19 protein-coding genes and 1 tRNA gene are annotated in these 17,139 nt (G+C 65.4%); 8 read left to right on the forward strand and 12 right to left on the reverse strand.

Translation table 11 applies throughout. The features are described 5' to 3' along the window. The first annotated feature begins 95 nt into the window (after positions 1-95). Both LDZ26_RS03785 and LDZ26_RS03790 read left to right on the forward strand, forming a co-directional pair. Positions 96-458, forward strand: coding sequence for a chemotaxis protein (locus LDZ26_RS03785; RefSeq protein ID WP_244848229.1), 363 nt, complete (start codon positions 96-98; stop codon positions 456-458). 132 nt (positions 459-590) lie between these two features. Further along, positions 591-1,499 (forward strand): YihY/virulence factor BrkB family protein, encoded by a 909-nt coding sequence (locus tag LDZ26_RS03790; RefSeq protein ID WP_244848230.1) that lies wholly within the window; start codon positions 591-593, stop codon positions 1,497-1,499. Between the two features lie 124 nt (positions 1,500-1,623). On the opposite strand, the gene LDZ26_RS03795 is transcribed toward LDZ26_RS03790, so the two are convergent. Further along, entirely contained in the window at positions 1,624-3,111 is a 1,488-nt protein-coding gene (locus tag LDZ26_RS03795; protein ID WP_244848231.1) for an RNA polymerase factor sigma-54, read from the reverse strand. A gap of 497 nt (positions 3,112-3,608) precedes the next feature. Between LDZ26_RS03795 and LDZ26_RS03800 the strand changes: the two genes are divergently transcribed. Both LDZ26_RS03800 and LDZ26_RS03805 read left to right on the forward strand, forming a co-directional pair. Further along, positions 3,609-3,971 (forward strand): BON domain-containing protein, encoded by a 363-nt coding sequence (locus LDZ26_RS03800; protein WP_244848232.1) that lies wholly within the window; start codon positions 3,609-3,611, stop codon positions 3,969-3,971. Positions 3,972-4,259: 288 nt separating this feature from the next. Then, positions 4,260-4,490 (forward strand): hypothetical protein, encoded by a 231-nt coding sequence (locus LDZ26_RS03805; RefSeq protein ID WP_244848233.1) that lies wholly within the window; start codon positions 4,260-4,262, stop codon positions 4,488-4,490. 80 nt (positions 4,491-4,570) lie between these two features. Here the strand turns inward: LDZ26_RS03805 and LDZ26_RS03810 are convergent, their stop codons facing one another. The 8 genes from LDZ26_RS03810 to LDZ26_RS03845 all read right to left on the reverse strand — a co-directional run bounded on the left by LDZ26_RS03810 (position 4,571) and on the right by LDZ26_RS03845 (position 11,189). Continuing rightward, positions 4,571-5,023, reverse strand: coding sequence for a PA2169 family four-helix-bundle protein (locus tag LDZ26_RS03810; RefSeq protein ID WP_244848234.1), 453 nt, complete (start codon positions 5,021-5,023; stop codon positions 4,571-4,573). A 538-nt stretch (positions 5,024-5,561) separates the two neighbouring features. Then, entirely contained in the window at positions 5,562-6,116 is a 555-nt protein-coding gene (locus LDZ26_RS03815) for a hypothetical protein (RefSeq protein ID WP_244848235.1), read from the reverse strand. A gap of 75 nt (positions 6,117-6,191) precedes the next feature. Continuing rightward, entirely contained in the window at positions 6,192-6,479 is a 288-nt protein-coding gene (locus LDZ26_RS03820; protein WP_175939838.1) for a DUF1488 domain-containing protein, read from the reverse strand. An 83-nt stretch (positions 6,480-6,562) separates the two neighbouring features. Next, positions 6,563-7,126 carry a DUF4142 domain-containing protein gene (locus LDZ26_RS03825; protein ID WP_244848236.1) on the reverse strand — a complete coding sequence of 188 codons (564 nt, stop codon included), beginning with the start codon at positions 7,124-7,126 and terminating at the stop codon, positions 6,563-6,565. Positions 7,127-7,162: 36 nt separating this feature from the next. Then, a complete protein-coding gene (locus LDZ26_RS03830; RefSeq protein ID WP_244848237.1) occupies positions 7,163-7,714 on the reverse strand; it encodes a type 1 glutamine amidotransferase domain-containing protein in 552 nt (183 codons plus the stop codon). Positions 7,715-8,704: 990 nt separating this feature from the next. Beyond that, complete coding sequence (locus LDZ26_RS03835; protein ID WP_370650637.1) at positions 8,705-10,072, reverse strand: MFS transporter; 1,368 nt, start codon at positions 10,070-10,072, stop codon at positions 8,705-8,707. 111 nt (positions 10,073-10,183) lie between these two features. Beyond that, positions 10,184-10,687: a YbhB/YbcL family Raf kinase inhibitor-like protein gene (locus tag LDZ26_RS03840; RefSeq protein ID WP_244848239.1), complete on the reverse strand. Its 504-nt coding sequence runs from the start codon at positions 10,685-10,687 to the stop codon at positions 10,184-10,186. Between the two features lie 232 nt (positions 10,688-10,919). Next, a complete protein-coding gene (locus tag LDZ26_RS03845; protein WP_244848240.1) occupies positions 10,920-11,189 on the reverse strand; it encodes a hypothetical protein in 270 nt (89 codons plus the stop codon). Between the two features lie 269 nt (positions 11,190-11,458). Between LDZ26_RS03845 and LDZ26_RS03850 the strand changes: the two genes are divergently transcribed. Further along, positions 11,459-12,160, forward strand: coding sequence for a TetR family transcriptional regulator (locus LDZ26_RS03850; RefSeq protein ID WP_244848241.1), 702 nt, complete (start codon positions 11,459-11,461; stop codon positions 12,158-12,160). Positions 12,161-12,212: 52 nt separating this feature from the next. Here LDZ26_RS03850 and LDZ26_RS03855 read toward each other — a convergent pair whose 3' ends face one another. Then, positions 12,213-13,079, reverse strand: a complete 867-nt coding sequence (locus LDZ26_RS03855) for a shikimate dehydrogenase (RefSeq protein ID WP_244848242.1) — start codon at positions 13,077-13,079, stop codon at positions 12,213-12,215. Between the two features lie 266 nt (positions 13,080-13,345). Between LDZ26_RS03855 and LDZ26_RS03860 the strand changes: the two genes are divergently transcribed. Beyond that, on the forward strand, positions 13,346-15,238 hold the full coding sequence (locus LDZ26_RS03860) for a bifunctional sugar phosphate isomerase/epimerase/4-hydroxyphenylpyruvate dioxygenase family protein (RefSeq protein WP_244848916.1): 1,893 nt from the start codon (positions 13,346-13,348) through the stop codon (positions 15,236-15,238). Positions 15,239-15,323: 85 nt separating this feature from the next. Continuing rightward, on the forward strand, positions 15,324-15,506 hold the full coding sequence (locus LDZ26_RS03865) for a hypothetical protein (RefSeq protein ID WP_244848243.1): 183 nt from the start codon (positions 15,324-15,326) through the stop codon (positions 15,504-15,506). A gap of 12 nt (positions 15,507-15,518) precedes the next feature. Here LDZ26_RS03865 and LDZ26_RS03870 read toward each other — a convergent pair whose 3' ends face one another. After that, positions 15,519-15,836, reverse strand: a complete 318-nt coding sequence (locus LDZ26_RS03870) for a hypothetical protein (RefSeq protein ID WP_244848244.1) — start codon at positions 15,834-15,836, stop codon at positions 15,519-15,521. 213 nt (positions 15,837-16,049) lie between these two features. On the opposite strand from LDZ26_RS03870, the gene LDZ26_RS03875 reads away from it, so the two are divergent. Continuing rightward, positions 16,050-16,124, forward strand: a tRNA-Arg gene (locus LDZ26_RS03875). 86 nt (positions 16,125-16,210) lie between these two features. Here LDZ26_RS03875 and LDZ26_RS03880 read toward each other — a convergent pair. Further along, a complete protein-coding gene (locus tag LDZ26_RS03880; RefSeq protein ID WP_244848245.1) occupies positions 16,211-17,074 on the reverse strand; it encodes an SDR family oxidoreductase in 864 nt (287 codons plus the stop codon). Positions 17,075-17,139: the final 65 nt, after the last annotated feature.

A 17,139-nucleotide genomic window follows, 5' to 3' on the forward strand; every position in this document is an offset into this window, starting at 1 on the left:
CGCACATCAAGACAAGCGCGGGGCTTTTCACTTGAGCGATGCCAACCGCGGAACGCTCCTTGCGATCTCCTCTGCGACACACTTGAAGGAGATCGATGATGACTGGAAGCACACTGAATCCGCCGGAAGAAGGCGGCACGGAATGGGGCAAAGGGCACGGCACCGGCGCGCTCGGCCCGAGCGATTCTTCGGACTCCGGCTCTGACGTACAGGGCGAAATGCGTCGTCCGGGCGACATCGAAGACGAACTCGACGCCCATGCGCTCGGCCTGTCGGATGCGCAGCTCGACAGCGACAGCGACCGCGCCGGCACCGGCGAAGACGCATCCGCCGACGGCGACAACAACCTCTTCGCGAACGCGGACATCCTGCCCGACGGCGTCGAGGATGAAACCGAGATCAGCGATCTGGCCGACGACGAAGCCGTCGATCCGGACGCGGACGAGGAAGACGTCTGACGGTTCGGGCCGGCCAGCCGTAAAAAGAGGCGCGCGCGGATCATTCCGTGCGCGCCTTTTTACGTGCATCGCCCGGGAACGCTAACATCGGCGGTCGAACCACGAACGCGCACGCCCGCGCCGCCCTTGCCGATGAACCGCGACGTTTCCAAGCCGATGACTCCGCTCGCCGAAGGCCGCACGACGCGCTTCGGCTGGCTTTCGTGGGTCGCCGATCCCGTCACGCAGTGGATACATGACCACTGCCTGATGTTCTCGGCGGCCATCTCGTTCTTCGCCGCGTTCTCGCTCGCGCCGACGCTCGTCATCGTGATCGCGGTGGCGAGCATCTTCTTCGGCGCGGACGCCGTGCAGGGGCGTCTGTTCGATGAGATCAGCGGCATCGTCGGCGCGGACGCCGCGCATACGCTGGAGGCCATCGTCGCCAATGCGTGGCACGCGGACATGGCGCGCAGCACGGCCGTGCTGTCCGTTGCGGGCGTGCTGATCGGCGCGTCGGCCACGTTCTCGTCGCTGCACAGCGCGCTGAACGTGATCTGGCCGACGCCTCTCGTCAGCACGCGCGAGAGCATCGTCGGCCTGTTGCGCGTGCGGGTGATGTCGTTCGCGCTCGTGGTCGGCGCGGGGCTGCTCGTCGTCGCGCTGCTGCTGCTCGATGCGGCCGTCGAAGTGCTCGGGCATTGGGCGCTCGGCGACGGCAATCCGTTCGTCGTGCTATCCAGCCTCACGCGCCACGCCATTTCGCTGGCGATGCTGATGCTCGCGTTCTCCGTTCTGCTCAAGTTTCTGCCGACGACGCGCATGCGCTGGCGCGACGCCGCCCTCGGCGCGGCCGCCGCCGCGCTGCTGTTCGAAGGCGGCAAGCGGCTCTTCGCGCTCTACGTGCAACACGCGGGCACGGCGAACATGTTCGGCGCGGCGGGATCGCTCGCCGTCATCCTCTTGTGGCTCTACTACTCGGCGGCGGTCTTCCTGCTGGGCGCCGAGCTTTCCGCGACGGCGGCGCGCAAGCGCACGCATCGCGAGTCCGGCTGGCGCTGACGAAAAAAAGGCCGCCCGATGTGGGCGGCCCGACATGGCGCTTCCTGCTGTGCTGCTCTGCGATTCGCTTGACCGGGTCTTCGCTGAGTGCAGGAGCGCGGAAACTGCTTGCGGCGTTCTGCCGTCAAGCCTGCCTGCGAAGTTCCGCAGGCGGCACCTTCATCAGATGCCGATACTTCGCTACCGTGCGGCGCGCGACGATCACGCCCTGATCGGCGAGCATCTTCGCGAGACTCACGTCCGAGAGCGGATCGCGCGTGTTTTCCTTCGCGATCATCTCCTTCAAGAGCGCGCGCACTGCGGCAGCCGAGCACGTGCCGCCGCTTTCGGTGCTGAGTTCGCGCGGGAAGAAGTGCTTGAACTCGAAGATGCCGCGCGGCGTCGACATGTACTTGTTGCCCGTCGCACGCGAGATGGTCGATTCGTGCAGGCCGAGCTCATCGGCGACATCGCGCAGGACGAGCGGCTTCAGCGCAATCTCGCCGTAGTCGAAGAACGCCTTCTGATGCGAGACGATGCATTCGGCCACGCGCTGAATCGTCGTGAAGCGCTGCTGCGCGTTGCGGATCAGCCAGCGCGCTTCCTGCAACTGCTGCGCGAGCGGCGAACGGCTCGCGCCCGCCGACTGCGCGAAGAGTTCGGCATACATGCGGTGGATGCGCGCGCGCGGCAGCACCGCCGGGTTGATCGTGACGACCCATTGCTTCTTGACCTGGCGCACGATCACGTCCGGCACCACGTAGTTGTCTTCGCTCTGGCCGTAGTTCTCGCCCGGCTTCGGGTCGAGACGCCGCACGAGCGCGCACGCGATGCGCAGTTCCTCTGCGCTGCAGCCGATCTTCTTCTGCAACTCGGCCTGCTCGCGGCGCGCGAGCCGCTCCAGATGATGCCCGACGATTTCGCGCGCCACGTCGCGGCCCGGCGTGTCTTCGGGCATCGCGTCGAGTTGCAGCGTCAGGCATTCGGACAGGTTGCGCGCGCCGACGCCCGGTTTGTCGAGCGACTGCACGAGCTTGAGCGCGATGTTGAGCTCGTCCTCGTTGATCGCGGGCTCGATGTCCACGACATCGGCCAGTTCGCTCAATTCCTGACGCAGATAGCCGTCGTCGTCGAGCGCTTCGATGATGAGCTGCGCCACCGCGCGGTCGCGTTCGTTCAGCTGATAAAGACGCAGCGCGTCGTGCAGCGTTTCGTGCAGCGACGGTTCGATGCGGACCCAGTCGGCCGGATCGGAGCCTTCGCCGTCGCCGTTGTTGCGCGAGCCGTTGCGTCCGAACGGGTCGGACGAGAATTCGCTGATGGCGTCGTCGCGCGAACCGCTGTCCGCGCCCGAATCGCCGTCCATGCTGCTTTCCGAGGCGAGCGGCGCCTCGGCGGGGCTGTCGGCGGCGGGCGAGAGCGCGGTGTCGCTCATCGAGTTGCCGTTGTCCGCGCCGAGAGCGTTGTCCTCGGTTTGCGACTCGTCGTATTCGAGGAAGGGGTTGGTATCCAGCGCGTTACGCAGCTCTTGCTGAAATTCGAGCGACGAAAGCTGCAGCAGGCGTACGGACTGCTGTAGGCGCGGGGTGAGCGCAAGGCTTTGCTTGGTGCGGAGTTCGAGTGAAGGCGGCATTGCTTGCTAATCCTCGATGTTCTTGACGGGGTCGATGTGTGTGCCGACCACCTAGAGCAACACCTATGCCATCGATTGCTAAAGCCATGCTCAGCTTGAGTTTTTTCTCTCGGCGCGCGTCGCATTGATGCGTGCGGAAGGCCACTTTCACGCACTTTTTACACGGGCTCAGACAAAAGCACCGCGCCGGTCGAGGCTTGGCGCGCGGGGTTTTGCGCGGCGTCGGCGGCATGGCGAGCGAGGGCGTCTGAACCGTTGCCGGCCCGCAGACGGCAGCGTTCCCGGCTTGTGCGCCCCCGAACGAAGACCCGTTTCGCTACGACCCGGCACGCGAGTTGCATCAGACCTTTGCGGTCGGCGCGGCGACGCCGGCCGAGATGACGCAGCATGCAACACGCACCAGACCAGCAGCACAAACGGGGCGCTCCATCCATGTCCCGCGACAGAGCGGGTAAGACCGGGGCGCAAGGCCAGAACTGAAAACAAGGAGTAATACTATGAAGACGACTCAATTCCTCAAAGCAGCCGGCGGTATCGCGTGCGTCGTGTTCGCGCTCAACGCAGGCGCCCAGACCAACTCGACGTCGTCGTCCTCGGGCTCGGAATCGTCCGTCGGCCAGAAAATGGATCAGGTCGGCAAAAAGGTGGATGACAGCGCGGTCACGACCAAGGTCAAGGCCGAACTGCTCAGCGCGAAGAACGTGAAGTCCACGCACATCCACGTGAAGACGCGCGGCGGCGTCGTTTCGCTGACCGGCACCGTGCCGTCGGCAGAAGACAAGACGAATGCCGAGCAGGTTGTCAAGGAAGTCTCGGGTGTTGCATCCGTGAAGAACCATCTTAAAATTGCTGCCGACTAACACGAAAGTGATGGCATAGTTCGTATGCCCGGCCTGCCTCGGCGGGTCAGGGCGCGAGCAAACGAACCCGCGCAGGGGTCCGTCATGTGGCCGAAGCAGGCTGCACATCGGGCTCCGGGCGCGGGTTCGCGCATCAGGCGGTCATACCGCTCGTGGCTCGAAGCAGAAGATGCATCACCTCGCAGCATCGTTGACACCCTAAAAACAGACGGCCCGTTCAGGCGTCACTAGAGGCGGCAAGAAGCGCCGTACTGCGGCGCTGGAAGGCCCCGGCAAAAGGAGCTCTTGATGAAGACGAAAAAGATGGCATTGATCGGCGCGCTGGCGCTCGCATTCACGACGACGGCGTTCGCGCAGGCATCGGACAGCGCCGCGACGACGGACGCAGCTTCCGGCGCGCATGCGAAGAAGAAGGGCACGTATCTGCATCAGCAGAACAAGAGCCACAAGCTGAAGGGCGCGTCGGCGGCCGCTGCCGCTTCGTCGCTCGGCACGAACGACAAGGGCCAGCCGCACTAAGCCTGCGGCGCGCGCTCGACAAAACGGCCACGCGAGTGGCCGTTTTGCTTTCCGATCGCCGCATGAAAGCGGTTGGCGCTTTAGGACTTCGCGGCTGCGTACTGGTCGCGCAGATCGCGGATGCGGTCGTGGTTCTCGACGACGCCCTGATACTGCCGTTCGACCACGGCGCGGATATCGGCCGGCAGGTCCTTGTCGAGCGCCTGGCGGTAGTTCTTCTTCGCGGCGTCTTCACCGCGCTCGCATTCGGCGAGAACGGCGTGATCGCTTTGCGTCGTCACGGCCGACTTCACATCCACCCAGCCGCGATGCAGCGCGCCGGAGATCGAGCCGCCCGTTTCGGGCTTGCCGCCCAGACGCTGCACGAGACCTTGCAGTTCGATGGCGCCTTGCGCGCAGGCTTCCGCGCGGTTCTGGAACAACAGCTTGAGGCTCGGGTCACGCGTGTCTTCAGCGGCCTTCAGGAACCCCTTTTCGCCGTCCTTCGACGTTTCGATGAGGTCATTCAGTACCGATACGACGTTCGTGCTCATATACACCTCCTTTTAGTGACGAAGTTGCGTTCTACGCAGCCTCGGTGCCGAGGCGCGCGCTTGCCGGTTAGCTATTGCATGTCGCGTGCCCGGACGGCCAGAAAGCGCGGCACATGCATTGCTCAGCCTCTGCCGCACATATCACGACGCGTCCCATGCAGATGCGCAGCGACAAGGCAACAGGAGAAACGATGAAAGGGTCCCGCATGCTCGCGAATCGCGAGCTTTTCGTATTCGTTGCGATCGTCGCGTCGGCGATTGCGCTGCACGTCCGTGCAGAAGCGATTGACCGGTCCGCTGACTCTGCGGCAGCCGCAGCGATGCGCGCGGCTTATTCGCAGCTATGCGAGCCTTCGCCGCATGGCTCGACGCGAGCGCACCCGCGCCCCGCCGATTGCCGGGCGCGCGCGCGTGTGGAGCCGACGCCAACCGAGCGGCTATGGGTTTGATTGCTGCGTAGAACCAAATAGTACGAAGAAGCGCCCGGCCAGAACCGGGCGCTTCGGCTTTTATGCGTGCGATCGTCGAGCGATAACGATCAAACCGGTTGCGGCGGCTTGAGCGGATCGAAGTCGCTCCAGCGGCCTTGCTTCCAGCGGCCCGACGCGCGTTCGATATCCAGCCCGCCGGCTTCGCGCAGAATGTTCGCCGCGCGATCATACGTCTCCGGCGATACGTGCACGGCCACCAGCACGCCGGAGTGACGCGTGGGTTCTTCCTCGGGCTGCGCGGGCGCGCCCGGCTTCTTCTTCGTGTGCGACATCGCGCCCGCGAGCGAGCCGATATAGGCACCGACGCCGGCAGCCACCACCGACACGATCAGCGGCGCCTTGAACACTGCGAAGATCGCCGCGCCGATGACCGCGCCGATCACCGCGCCGATGGTCACGCCCTTGCCGGCGCCTTTGGGCGCGGCGCCCGCGCCCTTGTCGGTATGGACGTCGCCGCCGATCGGAAAGCGCGCGTGCTGCCCGCTCGGGTTCACGAAGAACAGCGTGACGTCCTCTTCCACGAAGCCGTTTGCGAAGAGCCGCTGGGCAGCCGTTTCGGCGGCAGGAAAAGTCTGGAACCGGCCCGCGATGATCAGGGACATGTTTCCTCCTTTTAGTATCGGTTGGTCGAATGCGGCTCGCGCAGGGCGGAGCCGTTCAGAGAGACGCGCGCGGAATCATTCCGGCTCCATGCCGGCCACGCGAAAGAGTCCGCTGCGCAGCACGACCGACTGGCCGCCGTTGTCGTCGAGCGCTTCGGCGCACACCGCGCGAATGCGCGCTGCGCCGCTTTCGAACGCGGGCAGCAGGTCTTCCTCGCGCGGCGACTTCGCGCCGAAATGGTCTTCGAGCGCCTCGGCGCTGATCGAGCAGACGACCGCTTCGCCATCGACGAGCGCGGTGAAGTGGATGGCGAGATCGTCGCCGTTGTAGACGGGGGGATCGTCGGAAAACGTGATGTGCATGGTCGAGTCCTCATAAGCCGGACGAGGGCCGGCGGACGCGCGAACGCATGGAGCGTCCGCGCGGTCGAGAAGGTGCCCGGCGCTCATGACGCCTTCGCCTTGGCTAATTGCTGGGCCATCGCGTAGTGATGACGGAGGATCGGCAGCGCCTTCGCCGCCGCCGCCTTCAACGCGGCATCGTTGCCTTTTTCGCTCTCCTTCGCGAACAGCTCGACCGCCTTCTGATGCGCGGCGAGCGCGACTTTCTCAATATAGGCCTTGTCGAAGTCGGCCCCCTTGAGATTTTGCAGACTACCGGTGACGGACGAATCCGCGCTCGGCGGCGACGTGATGCCGTGGCGCTTCGCGATGACATCGAGGTTGCGCGCGAGCTTGGCGTGATCCGCGATCATTCGCTGTGCGAACTCCTTCACGTCCTTGTCGCCCGAACGCGTGAGCGCCAGCTTGCTCGCCGCGATCTCGGTCGCGCCCGCGGTGCCGGCGTCCTGGATGAACTGCTGGTCGGTCGCCGAGAGCTTCTGCGATGGCGGCGCGTTCGCGGGCGTGCTGGCGCTCGCGGCCTCTTCGATCTGCGCCTGGGCGATGGTCGCGCAGGCCGCGAACAGAAGGGCGATAAAGCGGGCGGTGAGATGGGCGGCGCGTGGCATCGGCGTGGCTCCGGTTCGTGGGTCGAGCCGGCGCATTCAGGCAGCGCGCGCTTGGCCGAGCGCCTCGATCAGCGCCTGATTGAAGGCAGGCAGGTCGTCGGGCTTGCGGCTCGTGATCAGATTGCCGTCGATCTGCACTTCCTGATCGACCCACGTGCCGCCTGCGTTGCGCACGTCGTCCTGAAGGCTCGGCCAGCTCGTCATCGTGCGGCCCGCGACGATGCCCGCCGAGATCGGCAGCCAGCCGCCGTGGCAGATGACGGCAATCGGCTTCTTCGCCTGATCGGCTTCCTTGACGAAGGCTTGCGCTTTCGCGTCGAGGCGGATGGCGTCGCCATTCACGACGCCGCCGGGCAACACGACGGCGTTGTAGTCTGCGGCGGTCGCTTCGTCGAGCGTGCGATCCACTTTCACGGTGTCGCCCTTGTCGACGTGCTTGAAACCCTGGATCTCGCCGTGCTTCTGCGAGATGACGTCGACCTGCGCGCCGGCTTCCTTCAGCGCGCGCTGCGGATCGACGAGTTCGGCCTGCTCGAAGCCGTCGACGGCGAGGATCGCTACCTTGTAGCCGTTGAGGGAAATCGCCATGAACACTCCTGTCATTGCTCGTTTCGGATGGTCGCGCGGCAGATTCACGCGCGGATTCGCGCTCGAAAGGGGAGCAAGGGATGTGCCCAATTAATCGCCTTATTGCATCGGATGGATGCAGATGCCGGCGTGATCAGGCGGCAGGCCAATCGCGGCCGCAATGCGCGTTACGCCGCTTCGACGCTGTACGGGCTGGAGAGACGCAGATGGTGACGACGGCCGTGCTGCCGCCGAGAATGCCGCTGCCACGCCGAGCGCAATCAGCGGCCCGCGATGCGGGCTTCAGTCAAGGACGAGCGCGGCGCGGCTCACGCCGCTTCGACGCTATGCTTGCTGGCAAGACGCGACATGCTAACAACGGCCGCCGCCGAAAACATCGCCGCCACGCCGAGCGCGAACAGCTGCCCACGATGCGGCTTCAGTCAGAGACATGCGCGGCGCGCGTCACCACGCTTCGATGCTTTGCTTGCTGGCAAGACTCAGCACGCTGACGACAGCCGCCGCCGCCGCGAATGCCGCCGCTACGCCGAGCGATTAGCGACCCGCGAAGCGCTTCAGTTAAAGACAAACGCGGTGCCCTTAACGCCGCGTCGACGCCGTGTTTGCCGGCAAGCCGCAGCATGCTGACAACAGCCGCCGCCGCCGAGAACACCGCCGCGACCCCGAGCGCGATCAACGGCCCGCGATGCGGCTTCGGTCAGAGACATGCGCGGCGCGCGTCACCGCGCTTCGATGCTGTGCTTGCTGGCAAGCACCAGCACACTGACGACGGCCGCCGCCGCCGAAAACGCCGCCGCGACGCCGAGCGCGATCAACGGGCTACGATGCGGTCTTAGTCAAAGACGAGCGCGGCGCGTCACGCCGCTTAAACGCTGTGCTTGCTGACAAGCCGCAGCATGCAGACGACAGCCGCCGCCGCAAATGCCTCTGCCACGGCGAGCGATCAATCACTCGCGATGGCGCTTCAGTCGCATATCAGCGCGGCGCGCTTCACGCCGCTTCGACGCCGCGCTTCCCGGCAAGCCGCAGCATGCTGACGACAGCCGCCGCCGCCGAAAACACCGCCGCGACCCCGAGCGCGATCAACGGCCCGCGATGCGGCTCCAGACCAAAAATCAGCGCGACGAGCGCGGCTCCGAGCGTCTGCCCGGTCAAGCGCGCGGTGCCGAGCATGCCGCTCGCGCCGCCGCTGCGATGACGCGGCGCCGACGACAGCATCTGGCGATTGTTCGGCGACTGAAAGAGGCCGAAGCCGAGCCCGCAGATCGCCATGCGCCAGCTGATGTCGAACGCGCTTGGATGCCCGCCGACGGTCGCGAGCAGAACGAGTCCCACGGTCAGCACCGCCAGCCCGATGCCGCCGAGCAATCCGGCGGGATAGCGGTCCGAGAGCACGCCCGCGAGCGGCGCGACGAACACGATCACCAACGGCCACGGCGTCATCAGAAAGCCGGTCTGGACCTGACTCATGCCGAAGCTGTCCTGCAGCAGAAACGGCAGCGAGACGAACGCGAGCATCTGCGCGCAGAACGAACAGACCGACGTGCCGATCGACAACGCGAACACCGGAATGCGCAGCAGATCGACCGGGAGAAGCGGGGCGCTCTGGTTCAGTTGCCGCCGCACGAAGATCGTGCCGATCACGCCGGTCGCGATGAATTCTGCGATCACGTACGGGCGATGCTCGCCGTGCCCGAGTCCATCGACCGCGACGATCGCAATGCCGAAGAACAGCGCGTTGAGCACGGCGCTCACGTAATCGTACGGCTGCCGGTGGCCCGGCGTGCGCGGCAGCGCCTTCATGCCGATGGCGAGCGCCGCGAGCCCGATCGGCACGTTGATCGCGAAGAGCCACGGCCACGACGCCACCGACAGCACGCCCGATGCGACGGTCGGACCGATCACCGACGAGATCGCGACCACCGTGGCGTTGATGCTGACGCCGCGCCCCAGTTGTTTCTGCGGATAGATGATGCGCACGATGGCCGTGTTCACGCTCATGATCCCGGCCGCGCCGAAGCCCTGAACGACGCGCGTGAGGGTGAGCGCGACGAGCGATCCGGAAAGCGCGCAGCCGAGCGACGAGAGCGTGAAGAGCGCGAGGCCGCCGAGATACACGCGCCGATAGCCGATCCGGTCGCCGAGCGAGGCGAGCGGCAAGAGCGAGATGGTGACCGCGAGCTGATACGCGTTGACGACCCAGATGGACGAGGCGGGCGTCGCCGACAGATTGCGCGCGATGGTCGGCAGCGCGACGTTGGCGATGGCGCCGTCGAGCACCGCGAGCGTGATGCCGAGCGCGACGACGACAATCGCCCAATAGCGTTGGGGAAGGGGCAGGCCTTGATCGGAATCCATCGACGGATCTTGAGTGGCAAGGCGGCGCATTGTACGACGCGCCGTTTTCAAATCGCTTGTGGCGTCGGGCCGCGTGATCGCTCATGCGGCCCGGCCTGCGTGGTTCACGCGTTACTTGAGTTCGTAGAGACCCGTGTAGGTCGCCGAATCGATTTCGTTCAGGTGCGTCATGAAGCGCGCGACGGCGTTGGTCGCGTTGAGGTCGAGCGGCAGCTTTTCCGCCTGCAGCGCGTGAATGCGGAAGATGTAGCGATGCGGCTTGTCACTGCGCGGCGGCGCGGCCCCGCCGAAGCCGACCGTGCCGTAGTCGTTGCGCAGTTGCAGCGCGCCCGCCGGAAGCAGACTGCCGTCCGCCTTGCCGGCATTGCGCGGCAGCGAGCGCGCATCGGCCGGAATATTGACCACGACCCAGTGCCAGAAGCCGCTGCCCGTGGGCGCGTCCGGGTCGTAGACGGTGAGCGCGAAACTTTTGGTGTCGGCGGGCGGGTCTTCCCACTGGAGCGCGGGAGAGATGTTCTCGCCCGACGTGCCGAACGCCTGCATGTCGAGTTCCTGCGCGCGGGTCATGAAACCGTTCGGTGGAAATTCGTCGGACCAGATGCGGAAATCAGCCATGTGAGTCGTGCCTCCTGATAAGCGATAGAAGCGTGCCCCGCAGCGCGTGGCGCTCCTTCGGATGCGCCAAGCGCCGCAGCGAATGTGCCCGCAATGGAGCGAGCGCCGGGGGAGCGCGTCGAGTTTAGCATCCGCCCCCGAATTTCCGCGGCGGGCCCGTGGTCGATGCGCGGATCAGAAGGGCGATGGCCGTCGATGACCCGAAGTTCAAAGCGCACGCGTTCGCTTGCCGCTATTGCGGCTGCGTGACTTCGTCGATACCGCGGTTGAGCGCGGGACATGCCTCGTCGATTTCCTTCTTGTACTCGGCGGGATTGCTCGTCTTCAGCTTGTCGAAGCGGTCTACCGTCGCTTGCGCCTGCCGATAACCGAGCGTCCATTCGGCCTCGAAGTCGGGCGCGTCCACGAAGTTGGCGCGCGCAGCGTCCTTGAAGCGCGCGACCTTGGCGGCATCGATGTGGCAGATATCGGCCGCGCCGCGCGCGATGTTCGCGCTTGTCATCACGCCTTCGGCCGCGAGCAGTTGCGGCCTCGATGGATGGCTTGGCGGAAGCTGCGTTTGCGCCGACGCGTTCGCGCAGAGCGTGCAAAAGAGGGCGAAGCATGCGGCGAAAACTGCGGGGCGCGGCATGCGGAATGAGTGAAATCGAATGAGGGAATCGGGCATCGGAAAAGTATAGATGAAGCCCTGGAAAGAAGCGCTTTCCTTGGCGAAGAACGCTATGACCCCCATGCTAGAATCGTTTCCCAATGCCGTTCTCAGACGCAAACATGAAAAAAGCAAGCAAGGCCGCCACCGAGGTGAGCAAGGCCGCCAGTGCTGCGTCCGCGCCGGCCGGATCGGAGGGGCGGCGCAAGTACGATCCAGAGGAGACCAAGCGCAATATTCTCGACATCGCCACGCAGGAATTCTCGGCGATGGGCCTCACGGGCGCGCGCGTCGATGCCATCGCCGAGCGCACCAACACCACCAAGCGCATGCTGTACTACTACTTCGGCAGCAAGGAAGGGCTGTACGAGGCGGTGCTGGAACAGGTCTACGGCGATATCCGCGCGCTGGAACAGGAACTGGAACTCGCGGAGATGGACCCCGAAGAGGCGCTGCGCGAGCTTATCGGTTTCACGTTCGACTACCACGACAAACATCGCGATTTCGTGCGTCTCGTGACGATCGAGAACGTGCACGGTGCGAAGTACGTCGAGCAGTCGAAGACCTTCAAATGGCGCAACGCCACGGTCGTCAAAACACTCGAAGACCTCATCGCGCGAGGCGTCGCGGCAGGGCGTTTTCGCGACGATGTCGAGCCGCTCGACCTGCATCTGATGATCAGCTCGTTCTGCTTTCATCGCGTGGCGAACCGCCATACGTGGAGCGCCGCGTTCGGGCGCGATCCGTCCGGGCCGCGCTCGCGGGCTAGGCATCGCGAGATGATTATCGAAGCGGTGCTGTGCTACATGCGGCGCGAAGGCTAAAGACAAACGGCGGCTCTCCTGCGAGGCCGCCGTTTTGTTTTCGATGCCGCGCTTACTTCGCGTCAGCGGGCAGCAAGGTCTGGAAATGGGCGAACATGCGCTCGGCGTCCGGCTCGCGTCCCGTGAAGATGCGCAGCGCATCCACCGCCTGACACACCGCCATGCCGCCGCCGCTCACCGTGCGGCAGCCGAGCGCCTTCGCCGTCTTGAGCAGCTCGGTTTCGAGCGGAAAGTAGACGATCTCCGCCACCCACAAGTCCTTGTGCAAATACTCCGCCGGCAGCGGCATGCCGGGCAGCTTCGCCATGCCGGTCGGCGTCGCGTGAATCAGGCCGTTGGCCGGGCGCAAGGTCTCGCGCAGGTCGCCGCCGCTCGTCACTTCGCGATCCGGAAAGCGCGCCGCCAGTTCCGCCGCGAGCGACGATGCGCGCGCCTCGTCCGAATCGAACAGCGTGAGCGCGTTCGCGCCCATGACCAGCGCCGCATGCGCGACCGCCGCGCCCGCGCCGCCCGCGCCCAGTTGCACGACGCGGCCGAGCGGCGCATCCGGCAGGCCGCGCTGGAACGCGCGCGCGAAGCCCGACCAGTCCGTGTTGTAGCCGATGCGCTTGCCGTCCTTCAGCACGACGGTATTCACCGCGCCGAGCGCGCGGGCGTCGGGGTCCAGCTCGTCGAGCAATGGGATCACGCTTTGCTTGCACGGATACGTGATGTTGAGGCCGTCGTAGCCCATGCGCTCGGCGGCGATCAACAAGTCGGGAAGCGCGGACGGCTCGAGCTTCAGCGCCTGCAGGTCGATGCGCCGATACACGTAGTTCAGCCCGAGCACGCGGCCTTCCTGCTCGTGCATGGCGGGCGTCAGCGATCCGGCGATGCCCGAGCCGATCAGTCCGATCAGATACGAAGTTTTGCTGGTCATGCGAGTGCTCCCGCGAGAAGAGGCTTAAGGCTAGACGCTCGCACGTAGCGTACAGCAGTGAAAGAGGGCGCGATGGTGCAGTGCGGCGATTGCAAGCTCAGTGTGCGCGTGCGCGCGCATCCTGTCCTTCGGTATTTTCACGTATTTTGTACCATCTAGTTAGTTTGTTATGCTCGCACACAATGACGTGAACTGCGCGCAGAGCGCCTACACTCTAACGGTTCACCCCGCAACGAAATGCAGAGGAGGCAGCGATGCCGCGTTCCATCCCGACATCCATCGCGACGGTATCCATCAGCGGGACGCTCGTCGAAAAGCTGAAGGCCATTCGCGCGGCGGGCTTCGACGGCGTCGAGATCTTCGAAAACGATCTGCTCTACTTCGACGGCACGCCCGCCGACGTCCGGCGTCTCTGCGACGACCTGGGCCTCGCCATCTATCTGTTCCAGCCGTTTCGGGACTTCGAGGGCGTGAGCGGTGAGCGGCTCGCGAAAAACGTCGAGCGCGCGAAACGCAAGTTCGACCTGATGCACGAACTGGGCGCGGATCGTATGCTCGCGTGCAGCAACGTGTCGCCGGACACCGTCGCCAACGACGCGCTCATCGTCGATCAGCTCGGCGTGCTCGCGCGCCTCGCCGAGGAAGCGGGCGTGATCGTCGGCTACGAGGCGCTCGCGTGGGGCCGGCACGTCAACTCGTACAAGCACGCGTGGCGTCTGGTGGATGCCGTCAATCATCCGAGCCTCGGTCTCGTGCTCGACAGCTTCCATACGCTGTCCATTGGCGATTCCGTCGATGAGATCGCGGCCATTCCCGGCGATCGCATCGCCTTCGTGCAGATCGCCGATGCGCCCGTGCTCTCGATGGACGTGCTCGAATGGAGCCGTCACTATCGCTGTTTTCCGGGGCAGGGCGCATTCAATGTCGCCGGCTTCACGGCGCGCGTGCTCGAGGCGGGCTACACGGGGCCGCTCTCGCTCGAAATCTTCAACGACGGCTTTCGCGCCGCGCCGACCGCCATCACCGCGGCGGACGGGCATCGCTCGCTGCGCTTTCTCGAAGAGCAGACGCGCGCGCTCATGGGCGAGCGCGCGCCCGCGGCACTCTTCGATCCGCCCGCGCCGCCTGCGCACATCGGCTTCCAGTTCCTCGAATTCGCCGTGGACGACACGACGCGCGAGCACGTCGCCGACTGGCTGCGCAAGCTCGGCTTCCGGCTCGCGGGCACGCATCGGTCGAAGGACGTGACGCTGTATCGGCACGGCGCGGGATCGATCGTGCTGAACGCGGAAGCCGATTCGTTCGCGAGCGCGTTCTTCCAGCAGCATGGCTTGTCGCTGTGCGCGTCGGCGTTTCATGTCGATGACGCCAGATGCGCGTTCGAGCGCGCCGCCGCTTACGGCTCCAAGCCGTTCTCGGGCCGCGTGGGACCCAACGAGCGCGTGGTGCCGGGCGTGCAGTCGCCGGACGGCAGCCTCGACTATTTCGTCGATGAAGCGCCCGGCGCGCCGACGCTCTGGGAATCGGACTTCGTCCTGACCGATATCGACGGCCCTTACGAAGTCGGGCCGCTTTCGCGCATCGATCACGTGTGCCTTTCGCTGCCGGCCGAGGCGCTCGATACGTGGGTGCTCTTTTTCCGCAGCGCGTTCGGCTTCGAGACGGAGGCGAGCGTGCTCGTGCCCGATCCGTACGGGCTCGTGCGCAGCCGCGCCGTGCGAAGCCGCGACGGCTCGGTGCGCATCGCGCTCAACGCGTCGATGGACCGCTTCACGGCGGTGTCCGAGTCGCTCTCGACGTATCGCGGCTCGGGCTTGAATCACGTCGCGTTCAGCACGCCCGACATCTTCGACGCGATTCCGCGTCTGGAAGCGGACGGCGTGCAGTTCCTGCGCATTCCGCGCAACTACTACGACGACCTCGTGGCGCGCTACGGCCTGCCCGACGAGCAGGTCGACGCGATGCGCGAGCACAACATCCTGTACGACCGGGACGAGCGCGGCGGCGAGTTCTTCCACGCCTACACGGAGCAGCTCGATCAGCGCTTCTTTCTCGAAGTGATCGAGCGGCGCGGCGGCTACGACGGCTACGGCGCGGCGAACGCGGCGGTGCGGCTCGCGGCGCATGCGCAGCAGCAGCGCGCTCGCCAGGCAGCATAGGAAACTAGGCGCGTAAATGCCAGCGACTTGCGCCGCGCGCGGCCTATCATGGAAGCATGACGGCAGCCGCAAGCAGGAGGGCGCCATGCTCGATTTCCCCGACATACTCATCGGCGTCGCGGCGCTGGCCGCGATCGGCCTCGTGTTGCTCGCGCATGACTGGCGCGACGAATATCGCGAGAGGCGGGCGCATCGCGCGAAAACAGCGACGCGCGCAGCCGCGCCGGGCCATTCGCTGCGCGAGTGGTGGCTCAGGCACCGGCACTGACCGACGGGCCGCTCAAGCGCCTGACGCGGCGAGCGGTTCGTCGGGCGCGGGGCCTTCGGCATTGGCATCGGCATCGCTCCTGGCGGACGCGGCTTCGAACGCATCGATCACCAGATAAAGCCGGTGAACGATCTGGATCTGCGTATGCGACAGGTGTGCCTGCCGCGTGATGGCAGCAAGCCGCCCGCGCCAGTACGAGGGCGGCAGCAATGGACCGCCGAGATCGCAAGACAGCGAACGACGCAGCACCTTCTGAAGATGCGCGAGGTCCTGGTCTGCCAGCAACGCCGAAAACGCGCCCTGGGGCTTGATATCGGATATGGGGTCCATTTGTCCGATGGCGGCGCGTTTGCGCGGAACTTGATAGGGACAAACCCGCGGTTTTGTCGCCAAACCTTTGCGCCGATGCTTTTTCGTTCGGCGTGCGCATGGCCGTCGAATGCGTTTGCGAATGCGTTTGCTATACTCTGCGCTCCCGCCAGCCCGGACGTCCGCTTGGGTGCAGCTTGAGTCGATCCGGCCCTCGGCGGGACGTGCGGTCCGCTCCCCGTAGTTCAATGGATAGAACGAGTGCCTCCTAAGCGCTAGATACAGGTTCGATTCCTGTCGGGGGGACCACGATAGCTTCTCTATGCGCGCCGACGCCTCCCTTCATCGGCACCCGCGGGTGCCGATTCGTCCTCGTCAATCAGCACCCGCGACGCTCAACTCGCCAGTTGCGCGGCGAAGTCGCGGTACGTGTGCAGCGGACGCCCCAGCATGCGCACAAGGCGTTCGGCGTCGCCGGCTTCCGGCACCATGCCGTCGCTGACATAACGCTCGGCCATCAGGCGCATCTCGTAAGCCATCCACTTCGGCATGAAGCCCGCAAGGTTCTGCTCGAATCCGCTAGGATCGTCGCCGCCGTAGGCCACCGGCCGGCCGAGCACGTCGGACCAGATGGACGCCAGCGCAGTGCCCGTCAATGTGTCCGGTCCGACGAGATTGATGACCTCGACGGGAAGATCCGCAGCGGCCTCGTCGCGACGCAACAGTTCGATGGCCGCGACCTCCGCGATATCCCGCGTGTCGACCATGGCGACGCCCTTGCTCCCGATGGGCATCGGATATACGCCGTGATCGACGACGACGTCCCTGACCATCAGTTCGTTGTCGATGAAGTACGCTGGGCGCAGGATCGTCGCGCTGAAACCCATTTGGTCGATCATGCGCTCGGCGCCGGACTTCACCGCGAAGTGCGGCACGTTCACGAACCGCTCCGCGTGCATGACCGACAGATAAACCACACGCTCGACGCCCGACTCCCGCGCGATGTTCAGCGTGATCAGCGCCTGCGTGAACTCGTCGCCCGCGACCGCGTTGAGCAGGAACAGCGTGCGCACGCCGGCGAAGGCCCGGCGAAGCGAATCGATATCGAGCATATCGCCTTGTGCGACCGCCACGTCGACCGGGAAGCGCGCTTTCGATGGATCGCGCACCAGCACGCGCACGTCCGCGTTGCGGCTGACGAGTTGTTCGACGACCTGACGGCCGACGCGGCCGGTGGCGCCGGTAACGAGAATAGTCATGGTGGAACTCCTTCAAGTGGTTGGCATGCACCTAAGGTAAGTGATCCACTGACTGTCCGGAAGAT

The organism is Caballeronia sp. SL2Y3 (assembly GCF_022879575.1).
In the GTDB taxonomy this organism is placed as follows: domain Bacteria; phylum Pseudomonadota; class Gammaproteobacteria; order Burkholderiales; family Burkholderiaceae; genus Caballeronia.

What these genes read in the sequence shown, in the direction of transcription:
- LDZ26_RS03850 (WP_244848241.1), top strand. Translation starts at nt 11,459, where the DNA reads ATGAAAAAAGCAAGCAAGGCCGCCACCGAGGTGAGCAAGGCCGCCAGT.
- LDZ26_RS03785 (WP_244848229.1), top strand. Translation starts at nt 96, where the DNA reads ATGATGACTGGAAGCACACTGAATCCGCCGGAAGAAGGCGGCACGGAA.
- LDZ26_RS03820 (WP_175939838.1), bottom strand. Translation starts at nt 6,479, where the DNA reads ATGCACATCACGTTTTCCGACGATCCCCCCGTCTACAACGGCGACGAT.
- LDZ26_RS03830 (WP_244848237.1), bottom strand. Translation starts at nt 7,714, where the DNA reads ATGGCGATTTCCCTCAACGGCTACAAGGTAGCGATCCTCGCCGTCGAC.
- LDZ26_RS03800 (WP_244848232.1), top strand. Translation starts at nt 3,609, where the DNA reads ATGAAGACGACTCAATTCCTCAAAGCAGCCGGCGGTATCGCGTGCGTC.
- LDZ26_RS03865 (WP_244848243.1), top strand. Translation starts at nt 15,324, where the DNA reads ATGCTCGATTTCCCCGACATACTCATCGGCGTCGCGGCGCTGGCCGCG.
- LDZ26_RS03790 (WP_244848230.1), top strand. Translation starts at nt 591, where the DNA reads ATGAACCGCGACGTTTCCAAGCCGATGACTCCGCTCGCCGAAGGCCGC.
- LDZ26_RS03795 (WP_244848231.1), bottom strand. Translation starts at nt 3,111, where the DNA reads ATGCCGCCTTCACTCGAACTCCGCACCAAGCAAAGCCTTGCGCTCACC.
- LDZ26_RS03870 (WP_244848244.1), bottom strand. Translation starts at nt 15,836, where the DNA reads ATGGACCCCATATCCGATATCAAGCCCCAGGGCGCGTTTTCGGCGTTG.
- LDZ26_RS03805 (WP_244848233.1), top strand. Translation starts at nt 4,260, where the DNA reads ATGAAGACGAAAAAGATGGCATTGATCGGCGCGCTGGCGCTCGCATTC.
- LDZ26_RS03835 (WP_370650637.1), bottom strand. Translation starts at nt 10,072, where the DNA reads ATGGATTCCGATCAAGGCCTGCCCCTTCCCCAACGCTATTGGGCGATT.
- LDZ26_RS03825 (WP_244848236.1), bottom strand. Translation starts at nt 7,126, where the DNA reads ATGCCACGCGCCGCCCATCTCACCGCCCGCTTTATCGCCCTTCTGTTC.
- LDZ26_RS03880 (WP_244848245.1), bottom strand. Translation starts at nt 17,074, where the DNA reads ATGACTATTCTCGTTACCGGCGCCACCGGCCGCGTCGGCCGTCAGGTC.
- LDZ26_RS03810 (WP_244848234.1), bottom strand. Translation starts at nt 5,023, where the DNA reads ATGAGCACGAACGTCGTATCGGTACTGAATGACCTCATCGAAACGTCG.
- LDZ26_RS03855 (WP_244848242.1), bottom strand. Translation starts at nt 13,079, where the DNA reads ATGACCAGCAAAACTTCGTATCTGATCGGACTGATCGGCTCGGGCATC.
- LDZ26_RS03845 (WP_244848240.1), bottom strand. Translation starts at nt 11,189, where the DNA reads ATGACAAGCGCGAACATCGCGCGCGGCGCGGCCGATATCTGCCACATC.
- LDZ26_RS03815 (WP_244848235.1), bottom strand. Translation starts at nt 6,116, where the DNA reads ATGTCCCTGATCATCGCGGGCCGGTTCCAGACTTTTCCTGCCGCCGAA.
- LDZ26_RS03840 (WP_244848239.1), bottom strand. Translation starts at nt 10,687, where the DNA reads ATGGCTGATTTCCGCATCTGGTCCGACGAATTTCCACCGAACGGTTTC.